12 protein-coding genes (1 of these 12 running past the window's edge) are annotated in these 12,675 nt (G+C 56.5%); 4 read left to right on the forward strand and 8 right to left on the reverse strand.

Going from position 1 to position 12,675, the window contains the following annotated elements:
- A protein-coding gene (locus VZP09_RS03285; RefSeq protein WP_328794897.1) for a sugar ABC transporter substrate-binding protein crosses the window boundary here: on the reverse strand, window positions 1–183 show its 5' end (the start). Its footprint begins 798 nt before the window's first position; 183 of the gene's 981 nt are visible here — the first part of the coding sequence; it begins with the start codon at window positions 181–183; the stop codon falls past the left edge of the window.
- 408 nt (window positions 184–591) lie between these two features.
- On the opposite strand from VZP09_RS03285, the gene VZP09_RS03290 reads away from it, so the two are divergent.
- The gene (locus VZP09_RS03290; protein ID WP_032414670.1) at window positions 592–2,901 is read left to right on the forward strand and encodes a molybdopterin-dependent oxidoreductase; all 2,310 of its coding nucleotides are present in this window, start codon (window positions 592–594) and stop codon (window positions 2,899–2,901) included.
- A 107-nt stretch (window positions 2,902–3,008) separates the two neighbouring features.
- On the opposite strand, the gene VZP09_RS03295 is transcribed toward VZP09_RS03290, so the two are convergent.
- Together VZP09_RS03295 and mtnC are read right to left on the reverse strand one after the other, a co-directional pair.
- Entirely contained in the window at window positions 3,009–3,551 is a 543-nt protein-coding gene (locus VZP09_RS03295) for a 1,2-dihydroxy-3-keto-5-methylthiopentene dioxygenase (RefSeq protein WP_002894357.1), read from the reverse strand.
- Window positions 3,548–4,237, reverse strand: a complete 690-nt coding sequence (gene mtnC / locus VZP09_RS03300) for an acireductone synthase (RefSeq protein ID WP_004142397.1) — start codon at window positions 4,235–4,237, stop codon at window positions 3,548–3,550. Before mtnC ends, VZP09_RS03295 begins: the two co-directional genes overlap by 4 nt.
- A 141-nt stretch (window positions 4,238–4,378) precedes the next feature.
- Here mtnC and VZP09_RS03305 point away from each other — a divergent pair, with 141 nt between their 5' ends.
- Window positions 4,379–5,524: a pyridoxal phosphate-dependent aminotransferase gene (locus tag VZP09_RS03305; RefSeq protein ID WP_014907929.1), complete on the forward strand. Its 1,146-nt coding sequence runs from the start codon at window positions 4,379–4,381 to the stop codon at window positions 5,522–5,524.
- Here VZP09_RS03305 and VZP09_RS03310 read toward each other — a convergent pair whose 3' ends face one another.
- From VZP09_RS03310 to dsbG, 4 genes are all read right to left on the reverse strand, one after another.
- Window positions 5,525–6,151 carry an IbrB-like domain-containing protein gene (locus VZP09_RS03310; protein WP_004151651.1) on the reverse strand — a complete coding sequence of 209 codons (627 nt, stop codon included), beginning with the start codon at window positions 6,149–6,151 and terminating at the stop codon, window positions 5,525–5,527.
- Window positions 6,136–7,359, reverse strand: coding sequence for a phosphoadenosine phosphosulfate reductase (locus VZP09_RS03315; protein WP_328794899.1), 1,224 nt, complete (start codon window positions 7,357–7,359; stop codon window positions 6,136–6,138). Before VZP09_RS03315 ends, VZP09_RS03310 begins: the two co-directional genes overlap by 16 nt.
- 110 nt (window positions 7,360–7,469) lie before the next feature.
- Window positions 7,470–8,402 carry a DNA-binding transcriptional repressor CitR gene (citR, locus tag VZP09_RS03320; protein WP_328794900.1) on the reverse strand — a complete coding sequence of 311 codons (933 nt, stop codon included), beginning with the start codon at window positions 8,400–8,402 and terminating at the stop codon, window positions 7,470–7,472.
- A gap of 180 nt (window positions 8,403–8,582) precedes the next feature.
- A complete protein-coding gene (dsbG, locus tag VZP09_RS03325) occupies window positions 8,583–9,332 on the reverse strand; it encodes a thiol:disulfide interchange protein DsbG (RefSeq protein ID WP_328794902.1) in 750 nt (249 codons plus the stop codon).
- Window positions 9,333–9,743: 411 nt separating this feature from the next.
- On the opposite strand from dsbG, the gene ahpC reads away from it, so the two are divergent.
- A complete protein-coding gene (ahpC, locus tag VZP09_RS03330; protein ID WP_328794904.1) occupies window positions 9,744–10,307 on the forward strand; it encodes an alkyl hydroperoxide reductase subunit C in 564 nt (187 codons plus the stop codon).
- 187 nt (window positions 10,308–10,494) lie between these two features.
- Window positions 10,495–12,060: an alkyl hydroperoxide reductase subunit F gene (ahpF, locus tag VZP09_RS03335; protein ID WP_002894398.1), complete on the forward strand. Its 1,566-nt coding sequence runs from the start codon at window positions 10,495–10,497 to the stop codon at window positions 12,058–12,060.
- Window positions 12,061–12,136: 76 nt separating this feature from the next.
- Here the strand turns inward: ahpF and uspG are convergent, their stop codons facing one another.
- Complete coding sequence (uspG, locus tag VZP09_RS03340) at window positions 12,137–12,565, reverse strand: universal stress protein UspG (protein WP_002894401.1); 429 nt, start codon at window positions 12,563–12,565, stop codon at window positions 12,137–12,139.
- Window positions 12,566–12,675: the final 110 nt, after the last annotated feature.

The following is a 12,675-nucleotide window of genomic DNA, read 5'->3' on the forward strand; positions in this document are numbered from 1 at the left end:
CAGTTTCTCCACCTCCTCTGTCGCGCCTTTAAAGGCCTCGCGATCCCAGAAATGCTGAGTGCCGACCACGGCAACGCCAATGGTTTTTCCCTGTAAGGAGAGGGCGTCTGCGGCAGCGACGCTCAGCGAGGCAAGGGAAAGCAGTCCCAGCGCGGCAGGCAATAATTTTCTTTTCTGCGACATTGTTATTATGATCCTGTGATGAAGGTGGTTGCGGACCGGTAGCATGACAAGAAGCACCTCGCCACCTCAAATACAAAATAAGTCTAAGTTATGCCAGGAATGTTATATCGCAGAAACGTCAGAGAAAAAGTTTATTTTGTCATGAGGAACCTGAAAATATTTCATGATGGCGGATAGACCTTTTTATTTTGTGGTTTTATTTTTGACTTATTCCGTGTTTATTTAGCGGATAAAGACAATTTTCTTAATATTGTGAGTGCATGGGAAATACGGCGTCTACAGAGAAAAAAAGAAGATTGCGCGGGCTAAAGCTTTTTTTAGCAGAGCAATGTCTGGCCGGGTAAGGATTATTACCCTATTTCCCCGCTTTATTGTAATGAACCTTAAGCTGAGAAGAACGCGGGCGCTATGAAGAAACAGCATAATTATACGGTGATGCACTGGGGAACCTGGCAGGTGGAGAGCCGTGAGGGCGAGATCGTGGCGGTTAAGCCGGTGCCCTGGGATAAAAATCCCTCACGCATCGGCCAGTCGCTTCCCGACGCGGTGACCAGCCAAACGCGCATTCGCCGTCCGGCGGTGCGCGCCGGCTATCTCCAGCACGGGCCGGCGTCACGAGAAGGGCGAGGTAAAGAGCCCTTTGTCGAAGTCAGCTGGGAGGTGGCCCTGGACCTGCTGGCGCGCGAGCTGCGCTCGGTCAAGGCGCGCTGCGGCAATGAGGCGATCTACGGCGGCTCCTACGGCTGGGCCAGCGCTGGACGCTTTCACCATGCGCAGAGCCAGCTGCACCGGTTTCTCAAGGGCTTTGGCGGGTACACCGCCAGCACCAATACCTATAGCAGCGCCGCGGGCGAGCGTATTCTGCCGCATATTCTCGGGCCGCTGAGCCCGCTGCACCGGCAGCATACCCATTTTTCCGAGCTGGCCCGGGAGTGTCAGCTGTTTGTCGCCATCGGCGGACTGCCGCTGCGCAATGCCCAGGTCAACGGCGGCGGCGCCAATGACCATATGCTCCAGTACTGGCTGGATAAGATGCAGGCCAACGGCACGCGGTTTATCAATATCAGTCCGGTGCGCAATGACCTCAGCGCGGTGCCCGACGCCGAGTGGCTGGCCATTCGGCCGGGCACCGATACCGCACTGCTGCTGGCCCTGAGCTATGTGCTGATCGCTGAGTCTCTCTACGACCAGGCGTTTGTTGCCAGCCATACCGTCGGGTTTGCCCCCTATCGCGCTTATCTGTTGGGCGAGCACGATGGCGTAGCGAAAACCCCGGCGTGGGCGGCGGCGATTACCGGCCTGGACGCCCAGCGCATCGCCGACCTGGCGCGGGAGATGGCCCGCCACCGGACGATGGTGAATATCTCCTGGTCTATCCAGCGCGCCCGTCAAGGGGAGCAGGCCTACTGGGCGACGGTGGCCCTGACCGCGCTGCTGGGACAGCTCGGCACCCCGGGCGGCGGCCTCGGGTTTGGCTACGCCTGCACCAACCTGGCGGGCGCGGTGCGAAAAGCGTTTTCCGGCCCACGCTTACCCGCCGGGGAGAATGCGGTGGACAGCGTTATCCCGGTGGCGCGGCTGTCCGATATGCTGCTGCACCCGGGAGAAACCTATGAGTTCGACGGTCAGCAGCGGCGCTATCCCGATATCCGTTTAGTCTACTGGGCGGGAGGCAATGCGTTTCATCATCATCAGGACATCAACCGACTGTGCGAGGCCTGGCGCCGCCCGGAGACGGTGGTGGTGCATGAGCAGTACTGGACCGCGCAGGCCAAATTCTCCGATATCGTTCTGCCGGCCACCACCTCGCTGGAGCGAGAGGATATCGGCAGCGGCGGTCACGACGGGTTTATGATCGCCATGAGCGCGCAGATCCCGCCGGTGGGCGAAGCGCGTGACGATTACGCCATTTTCTGCGATCTGGCCGGGCGGCTGGGCTTCGGGGAAGCGTTCAGCGAAGGGCGTGACGCCGGGCAGTGGCTACGTCATCTCTATGAGGAGTCAAGACCGCGGGCGCAGGAGGAGGGTATTGCGCTGCCCTCGTTCGATGACTTCTGGCAGCAAGGGGTGCTGGAATACAGCGCGCCGGAGCGGCCGCAAATTTTTCTCGCCGATTTTCGCGCCGATCCGCAGCGCTATCCGCTCTCCACCCCCTCCGGCAAGATTGAACTCTTTTCCGCCACCGTCGCCGGGTTTGGCTATCGCGAATGTCCTGGCCATCCGTGGTGGGATGAACAGGAGGCCGCCCGGCAGCGACAGGAGGCGGCGCGGTGGCCGCTTCATCTGCTCTCCAGTCAGCCGCGCGCCCGCCTGCACAGTCAGTACGACCACGGCAGCGTCAGCCGGGCGACGAAAATTCAGGGACGCGAGCCGCTGTGGATGCATCCGAGCGATGCGCAGGCAAGGGATATCCGCGAAGGCAGCGTGGTGAAAGTCTATAACGACCGCGGGGCAATTCTGGCGGGGGTGCACCTGAGCGAGCAGATTTTGCCCGGCGTGGTACAGATGTCCACCGGCGCCTGGTATGACCCGCTGGATCCGAAGGAAGAACGGTCGCTCGATAAGCACGGTAATCCCAACGTATTAACCGAGGATCGCGGCAGTTCGCGCCTGGGGCAGGGCTGTAGCGCCCAGAGCTGTTGGGTGGAGATCGCCCCGTGGCGAGAGGAGCTGCCGCCGATCACTGCCTTTGATCCGCCGAAGTTTATTGAAGTTTAGGCGTTGGCGCTCGCCGGCGGCGGGGCGGGTAGCCCGGAGAAGGCGCGGTATGCGCCGCCTCCGGCAAAGCCCGCGCCTGGCGGTTTTAGACTGACGACAGTTTGACGTTACGCCAGCCGCGGGTAGGCGCTGGCGATATCGTCGCCGGTAAACTGAGCGATCCAGCCTTCCGGGTTATCAAAAATGCGAATGGCGGTGAAGTTCGGTTCTGATCCCATATCAAACCAGTGCGGAGTGTGGGCGGGAACCGAAATCAGATCGTTCTTTTCGCACAGCACCTGGAACACCTCGTCGCCAATGTGCAGGCAAAACAGGCCAGCGCCCTCGACAAAAAACCGGACCTCGTCTTCGCCATGGGTGTGCTCGTTCAGGAACTTTTCCCGCAGCGCCTCTTTTTGCGGGTTATCGGCGCGCAGGCTGATGACGTCCCAGCTCTGGTAGCCCTTTTCGGCGACCAGTTTATCAATCGCATGCTGATAGGCGGCAATCACCGTTTCCGGGCTGGGATTTGCGCCGAGGTCGCGGTCGGCCTGCCAGCGCTCGAAGCGGACGCCTTTGGCGTTAAGTTGATCCTGAATCGCTTTGGCGTCGGTGCTGTGCCAGACCGGCGTTTGCGGATCGGTCACGGAAAAAAGAGTTAATGCGCTCATGCTGGGATCTGCTCCGGATGAATGTCGTCAAAACGCTGAACCTGAGGATGGTGGCTCGCCGGGTCGCGGTCGCCGCGAACCAGCTGCACAGTGCGCAAACCCGCGGCCTCGGCGGCGTCGAGCTCCTGATGGATATCCGACAGGAACAGGATGGTGCCAGGGGCATGGCCCAGGTGTTCAGCAATGTTACGGTAGGACTGCACCTCACGTTTGGCGCCTACCAGGGTATCGAAATAGCCCGTGAACAGATGAGTAATATCACCTTCATCGCTGTAGCCAAATAACAATTTCTGCGCAGCCACGGAACCTGAGGAATATACATACAGATCAATACCCTGCGCTTTCCATTTCTCCAGCGCCGGCAGTACGTCCGGGTAGAGATGGCCGGTAAAGTCGCCGTTGAGATAGCCGTCACGCCAGATGATCCCCTGCAGCGCCTTCAGCGCCGTGGATTTACGGTCTTCATCCATAAAGGCGAAGAGGGTAGTGATAAGGTCGGCGGTGCTGGCGGCGGGGGCGTCTGTTTCGCGGCGCAGGTTGTCGAGAATGGTTTTGACCGGTTCAGCGTGCTGCTGAGCGGTCACAAAGCCGGCCAGTCGTTCGCGGGCGTAGGGGAACAGCACGTTATGCACGAAGCGGATATCGCTGGTGGTGCCTTCTATGTCGGTCACGATGGCGCGGATCATGGTTTCTCCAGAGTGGGCGTAGCGTGGAATAACATTAGCATTTAGACGTCTAAGCGTCTTGATTGCCAAATATTAACATCGTGTTATAGTGGCTTCAACAACAGCATTACAATCGGTATAAAAAGAATGAACAATAACCCCTTGATTCCAGAGAGTAAACTTCCTGCGCTCGGCACCACGATTTTTACCCAGATGAGCGCCCTGGCCCAGCAGCATCAGGCCATAAACCTGTCCCAGGGCTTTCCCGATTTTGACGGCCCGCGCTATCTGCAGGAGCGTTTGGCGTACCACGTGGCGCAGGGGGCGAATCAGTACGCCCCGATGACCGGCGTGCCGGCGCTGCGCGAGGCGATCGCCGGGAAGACGGCGGAGCTGTATGGTTACCAGCCCGACGTTAACAGCGAGATCACGGTCACCGCCGGCGCGACGGAGGCCCTGTATGCGGCGATCACCGCCCTGGTGCGCCGCGGCGACGAGGTGATCTGTTTCGATCCCAGCTATGACAGCTACGCCCCTGCGGTGGCGCTGGCCGGCGGCGAGTTACGTCGTATTGCGCTGCAGCCGCCGCACTTTCGCGTCGACTGGCGGCAATTTGCCGCCGCCCTGAGCGAGAAAACCCGGCTGGTGATCCTCAACACCCCGCACAACCCTTCGGCCACCGTCTGGCAGCGCGAGGATTTTGCCGCCCTGTGGCAGGCGATCGCCGAACGCGAGATCTATGTCCTGAGCGATGAAGTCTATGAGCATATCTGCTTTGCTGAGGGCGGCCACGCCAGCGTACTGGCGCATCCGCAGCTGCGCGAGCGGGCGGTGGCGGTCTCTTCGTTTGGCAAAACCTTTCATATGACCGGCTGGAAGGTCGGCTACTGCGTGGCCCCGGCGGCCATCAGTGCCGAACTGCGCAAGGTGCACCAGTATCTGACCTTCTCGGTGAATACCCCGGCGCAGCTGGCGATCGCCGACATGCTGCGCGAAGCGCCGGAGCATTATCGTGAGCTGCCGGCGTTTTATCGGGAACGTCGCGATCTGTTTATTGAAGCGCTGCGCCCAAGCCGGCTGGAAATCCTGCCCTGTGAAGGGACCTATTTCCTGCTGGCGGACTACAGCGCCATCTCCGATCTAGACGATGTCAGCTTCTGCCGCTGGCTGACGACCGAAGTCGGGGTAGCGGCGATCCCGCTCTCCGTCTTCTGCGCCGATCCGTTCCCGCACAAGCTGATCCGCTTGTGCTTCGCCAAACAGCCGGCGACTCTGCTGGCTGCGGCGACGCGTTTGTGCCAGCTGTAGTTACTTAATCGTCCACGCCTGGGAGAACTGGCGGCCGGCGAACATCTCTGTCAGGCCGCTAATTTGCTTCAGACGCAGCACTTCATCGGCATCCATCCCCAGCTCTTTGCCGATTTTCTGCGGCGTCCAGCCGAGCTGGGTCAGCTCGCGGACGATCTCTGACATGGCGTGGATTTGGTGGCGACCGCGCGCCCGGTTATGGCGTATGGTCGCTGCCATCAGCCCGTCACGCGAGGCAGCTTCACTCGTCAGGCAGGTCACCGGCAAATAGCCTTTTAGCGTTTTTTTCAGCGCGGCTTTGCTGCAGGCCAGCTCATGGCGGTGAAAACCATCGACAATCGTATACGCCTGTGGGCGTTGCTGGATGACGACGACCGGCTGGGTAAAGCCGTCGGCCTCCAGCGACGTTTGCAGCAGACGCTTCTCCGGCGGCGCCACGTTATTCGGGTTGTAATCGTTGGGGGCGACCAGCTCCTGTTTGACCCACAGCACGCAGTCGACGGGCTGCGAGCGGAAGGGGCTGTAGTGGTGGAGCACCTGGCGAAACGCGTTGATAGCCTCAATGCGCGCCTCGTCATCCAGCTTTTGCAGGTAAGCTTCCAGCGCCTGCGTCAGTTGTTGTTGCATAATATCCCCCATTGTTGGCGACGTTTTTCCATGCGTTTACGGTAGCGCTGATAGTGGCTGCTTTTGGTTGGGCTAAACGAAAGCTGACGGCACCAGTAATCGTTATTGAGCAGTACTTTGCAGACTCGCCGCCAGGATGGGATATCTTTGGTGCCAATGTCCGCAGGTTGGGTATCCGGAATATCCTCCATATCTTTTTTCTGGTACCAGCGCAGGTAGACGGCGATTTTATTGCGGTAGTGCTCGGCGGTGGTTTCCGGCATGCTGTCGAGCAGGAACAGGGCGTAGCTTTTCCACGTCAGGTGGTCGGGCTTGTCGATTTTCCGATGACCGTAGAACTGATTATCATGCCCGGCATAGACCCCGCCGCTGTGCGCGCCGCTCACTCGCTGGCACATCGCGGCCCAGCGCTCAGGTTCCAGCACGTGATACAGCCACAGCCCCTGGCGCTGCTCGGGACCAAACGGTTCGCAAATGCGCATATAGCGCAGCGGCACCCCGGCCTGATACATCAGATCGTACAACGGGTTATAGGGCTCGCCGCTTTTGGCAAACCAGGTCCAGATATCGGCGGTTTTCCAGTCATAGAGCGGGTAGATGTACCAGGCGTGGCCGCCCGGCGCTGAAGTGGTCCATGGTTTATCGTCGGCGAAGCGCTGTTTACGCTGTGAAGAAATTGTCATAAAGCGATTTAGCGATTCGTCGGCGCGAATGCCCACCAGCACGGCGGCGGGACGACGCTGCGAAAACCACTCGGCGAAGTGGCTGACGAAGGCTTCAAAGCTCATTCCGGGTTGATAAAATGAAAAATAGCCCGGGTGGGTAATGGCCCAGGGCGGCGGCTGGCGTACCCACTCGGTTCCGGGCTCCCAGCATTGCCATTGCGGCTTATACTGCGTCAGGGCATTTTGGGTGGTGAGCGGCAGGGCGACCCAGTAAAAGGTTTCGATGACATCCGCATACAGCGCACGCAGTTTTTCACAGTGGGCGATGGTGCAGGAGAACTGCGCTTCCCAGTCAATAAACAACACGCAGATTTTTTTCCCCTGTAACCGCGCCGCCTGGGCGGTTAAATGCAGCATAACGGTGGAGTCTTTTCCCCCGGAAAAAGAGACACAGATGCGCGAAAAATTATCCATGACCCACTGGATCCGCTGCTCAGTTGCTTGCAGCACCGATTCCGGTAAGGGATATTTAATAAACGACATGACCATTAATCCTTTAATAGTAGAAAATTCCCGTTAGCTCAGTATAAACGATGAGGGGTAGGAAATTAATGGTCGATTATTGTTTCTGGCAGCGGGGGAACAGAAGGGCGTTATTCGCTGTGATTAAATTTGGGCCGTGATGCCTCTCGATCATTCATTAATATGGTGATTAATTCAGTTAAAAAATGATTTTGCGAAGATGCATGGTGGTAATTAATGTAGATCGTGATATCCGNAAAAAGATTATCTATGTTGATGGCGTNAAGCTGCATAGTGGGTGAGATAAAGTCATATAAATAGGAAGGCAAAAAGCCAATTAAGTCGGTTTTATTAATCATGTTAAGAATGGTCATAAAAGAGTCGCTGCGAAAGGCAATATTGCGCGGATTCAGCCAGGCGATGCTGCTTTGCTGCACGCGCTGAATAACGGGATCGTTGGTAATATAGTGAGTGAAAAACTCCTGTGCCAGTGACTCTACCGAGGTAAGCGTTTCGCGTCGCGGATGGCCCGCCCGGCAAACCGCCAGCGTCTGCACCGTCTGATAGGGCTGACAGATCGTGGCGCGGTTGGTAATGGGCATGCGGGTGAACACCAGGTCCGCCTGGCGATACGCCAGCAGCTCCTCAGCCGATTCGGTGGTGGTCAGGTTATGGTGCTCAATTTGCAAGTTCGCCTGATGACAGAGCTGGTTAATCATAACGTGGCTATTGACTGAACAGAACAGCGGGGGGCCATATATCACAATACGTTTACGCAGTTCTGAGCGATTATTAAGATTGATGGTTTTTTCCAGCTGCTCCAGATTTTGCTGTAGATGATAATGAAGATTGACGCAGGCGGTGGTGGGTGTCATTCCTTTGCCAACACGAACAAATAGCGGATCGTTTAACTGCTGGCGCAGACGCTGCAACGACTGACTCACCGCTGAGGGGGTGATAAATAACATCGCCGCCGCTTTGCTGATGCTCAAATGTTGATAGATACATTCGAAAATAACCAATAAATTCAAATCGAACTTTTTCAGATCGTAAAGGTTTGCCATTAATGCAGTCCTGTTTATTACCGGTGCGGATTATAATATTCTNAATGATAATGTTTTGTGGCTTAATATTTGCGGTGTGAATTTAACTATTGGCAAATACAGTTAAGTTCTGCTTAATATATCTTATCGTCGACGGTGGCGCCAGCGGTCGCTTCCGCCAGGCGCCATTGCGGGATGGAATTACTCTTTTTCACCCATCATAATATNCAGTTTCTCTTTATCCGGTAGGCCGACCACCTGCTGCAGCATATTATCTTTATTCATATAATAAATCGCCGGCGTCACGTTGGCTCCCAGATCGTCCATCAGCTGCTGGTTGACGTTGAGCATTTTCATTTTCTCCGGCGGAATTGCTTTCGGGATCGTCAGAGCCATTTTCCCATTCGATTGCTCGTAATCATGCCAGGTTTTCGCCGGATCGCTGCTGGCGAGAATCGCCGCGGCGGTGGCCGGGCTCTCCGGCTTAATCACCCCCACCAGCAGAGTGCGGATCTGCACTTTACCGGCCTCTACCCAGGGGCGGGATTGCTGCCAGAACTGCTTGCAGTAGGGACAGAAGGGATCGGCAAAGACATACAGCACGATAGGGGCGTCCTTGCGACCATCCTGCAGCCAGTGGGCGCTGGCCATCTTCTTCCACATCTCTTGTCCCGCCGGGGTATAGAGTTCTTTCTGAAACAGCTGCTCGCTGAGGTTACTGCCGTTCTCATCATACATATAGCCGGAGATCGCGTGTTTACCATCCGGCGTTAGGTAGATGGCGACCCCCATGTCCTGGTATTTGCCCAGCCAGCCTTTCATTCCCCCCGGCGCCTCAAAGGGTTTTATAATGGTAATGCCCTGTTTTTCAATCGCTTTTACCGGAGCGGGGAGTTCCTCCGCATGGCTGCATAACGGCAAAAGGCTGAGTAACAGCAGACGCTTTAACATAAGTATTCCTTGTAAAATCAGCAGGAAAGGGCAAAACGATTGTCGAACCTATCACAGTCATAGGCAAGATCAGCAGAATGACGGATTGCCCTTTGCTGGCGTGGGTGATGTAATCCTGGATGCTGTTACATTAAGGTAATGTAGAGCGCAACACATAGCCAGTCTGACTGGCGCTGAACCTACCCTCGGGTATTTCAGGTAACGGGGCCGCCTGAAAAGGTGGCCTTTTTACTTTTGTCGCGGCAAATGATGCGAAAAACAGCGATTAGCGCTGAACGCGTCGACAGGTTCACAGAGTTGTCTTGTTCCGGTTGTTAGATAACGCTTATTGATTCGATAATGTAAACGCATTGGTCGGGTCAGGAAAAATTCGTTAACTTAGACCTCAACGAAAACACGGAGGAAGTATAGATGTCCTTAATTAACACCAAAATCAAACCGTTCAAAAACCAGGCATTCAAAAATGGTGAATTCATCGAAGTCACCGAGAAAGACACCGAAGGCCGCTGGAGCGTCTTCTTCTTCTATCCGGCTGACTTCACCTTCGTCTGCCCGACCGAACTGGGCGACGTGGCTGACCATTACGAAGAACTGCAGAAGCTGGGCGTAGACGTTTACTCTGTGTCTACCGATACCCACTTCACCCACAAAGCGTGGCACAGCAGCTCTNAAACCATCGCCAAAATCAAATATGCGATGATCGGCGACCCGACTGGCGCCCTGACCCGTAACTTCGACAACATGCGTGAAGATGAAGGTCTGGCTGACCGCGCTACCTTCGTCGTTGACCCGCAGGGTATCATCCAGGCGATCGAAGTTACCGCTGAAGGTATCGGCCGTGATGCGTCTGACCTGCTGCGTAAAATCAAAGCGGCGCAGTACGTTGCTTCTCACCCAGGCGAAGTCTGCCCGGCGAAATGGAAAGAAGGCGAAGCGACGCTGGCTCCTTCTTTAGATCTGGTTGGTAAGATCTAAGTCTGTTTGTGCCCGGCGGCGCTACGCTTGCACGGGCCTACAAGATCGTAGGTCGGGTAAACGGCGTGCCACCCGGCAATCAATGGGCGCTTTCGCGCCCATTTTATTCCAACACCATGATGCAAGCGCATTCAGGCAGCCTGACGAGGCAGCTTGCATGATGATGTTTTAAGCCCAGGAGATAACAATGCTCGACACCAACATGAAAACCCAGCTCAAGGCCTACCTTGAGAAGCTGACCAAGCCTGTTGAGCTGATTGCCACGCTGGATGACAGCGCTAAATCGGCAGAAATCAAGGAACTGTTGGCTGAAATCGCTGAACTGTCAGACAAAGTCACCTTTAAAGAAGACAACACGCTCGCGGTACGTAAGCCCTCGTTCCTGATTACTAACCCAGGTTCCGACCAGGGGCCGCGTTTTGCGGGCTCGCCGCTGGGCCACGAGTTTACCTCGCTGGTGCTGGCGCTGCTGTGGACCGGCGGTCATCCGTCGAAAGAGGCCCAGTCGCTGCTGGAGCAGATCCGCGATATTGATGGCGATTTCGAATTCGAAACCTACTATTCGCTCTCCTGTCATAACTGCCCGGATGTGGTCCAGGCCCTGAACCTGATGGCGGTGCTCAACCCGCGCATCAAACACACGGCGATTGACGGCGGGACCTTCCAGAATGAGATCACCGAGCGTAACGTCATGGGCGTGCCAGCGGTGTTCATGAACGGTCAGGAGTTTGGTCAGGGACGGATGACGCTGACTGAAATCGTCGCCAAAGTGGATACCGGTGCGGAAAAACGCGCAGCGGAAGAGCTGAATCAGCGTGACGCTTACGATGTACTGATCGTTGGCTCCGGCCCGTCCGGCGCGGCGGCGGCGGTCTACTCTGCACGTAAAGGGATTCGTACCGGCCTGATGGGCGAACGCTTCGGCGGTCAGGTGCTGGATACCGTGGATATCGAAAACTATATTTCGGTGCCGAAAACCGAAGGCCAGAAGTTGGCAGGCGCGCTGAAAGCGCACGTCAATGACTATAACGTCGACGTGATCGACTCCCAGAGCGCGACCAAACTGACGCCGGCGGCGACAGAGGGCGGCCTGCATCAGATCGAAACCGCCTCCGGCGCGGTGCTCAAGGCGCGTAGCGTCATCATCGCCACCGGGGCGAAATGGCGCAATATGAACGTGCCGGGCGAAGATCAGTATCGCACCAAGGGCGTGACCTACTGCCCTCACTGCGATGGTCCGCTGTTTAAGGGCAAACGCGTAGCGGTAATCGGCGGCGGGAACTCCGGCGTGGAAGCCGCCATTGACCTGGCGGGCGTCGTAGAGCATGTGACCCTGCTGGAGTTTGCCCCAGAGATGAAAGCCGACCAGGTGTTGCAGGATAAAGTCCGCAGCCTGAAGAATGTCGACATCATTCTTAATGCGCAGACCACGGAAGTGAAAGGCGATGGCAGCAAAGTCACCGGCCTGCAGTATCGTGACCGGGTGAGCGGCGATGAGCATCATATCGCGCTGGCGGGGATCTTCGTCCAGATTGGCCTGCTGCCTAACACCACCTGGCTGGAAGGCGCCGTTGAGCGCAACCGCATGGGCGAGATCATCATCGATGCGAAGTGCGAAACCAACGTCAAAGGCGTGTTCGCCGCGGGCGATTGCACCACCGTGCCGTACAAACAGATTATTATCGCGGCAGGGGAAGGGGCAAAAGCGTCGCTGAGCGCTTTCGACTACCTGATCCGCACGAAAACCGCATAACAAGTCAGACAATAGACCTGCATAACAAAGAGGCTACCCCTGGGTAGCCTCTTTTTTTATACTCTTTTCGTCATTCTTACCTGACGACCATTACCGGGATATGGGCATGGCGGATCACGCTTGAGGCATTGGAGCCGAGCAGGTGGGTACTGATGGAGGGATTGCGTGAGCCAATAACTACCACGTCGGCGTTAATTTCGCTGGCCAGCTCGTTGACCATATCGCGCACGCTGCCAAAACGGACATGTAGCTTGATACGAGACGGGTCAATGCTGAAGTGGCTGACCATCGTCTGCAGGCGAGTCTCCGCCTCATGCTGCAGATGTTCCTCAAACCGCCGCAGGTCGGCGGTAAAACGGCTCATGGTAAAGCTCGCGGAACCCGGTAAGACGTGGAGCAGATGGATCACCCCGTCCTGCTGGGCCAGAAACTCCGCGTGCCGGACGGCTTTATCGCTCAGCGCCATCTCAAAGACATCAACCGGCATAATGATAGTCTTATACATATGCAATCCTCCTTGTTCGTTTGCGTCTATATCAACATATTATATGCGGATATTGTGTCATTCAGGTCGCAAAACTGTCAGCCAGGCAGGCGCAAAGCGTAAAAAAGGGT

Origin of the sequence: Klebsiella sp. EMBS2024, from assembly GCF_036233805.1 — a bacterium.
GTDB classification, from domain to species: domain Bacteria; phylum Pseudomonadota; class Gammaproteobacteria; order Enterobacterales; family Enterobacteriaceae; genus Klebsiella; species Klebsiella pneumoniae.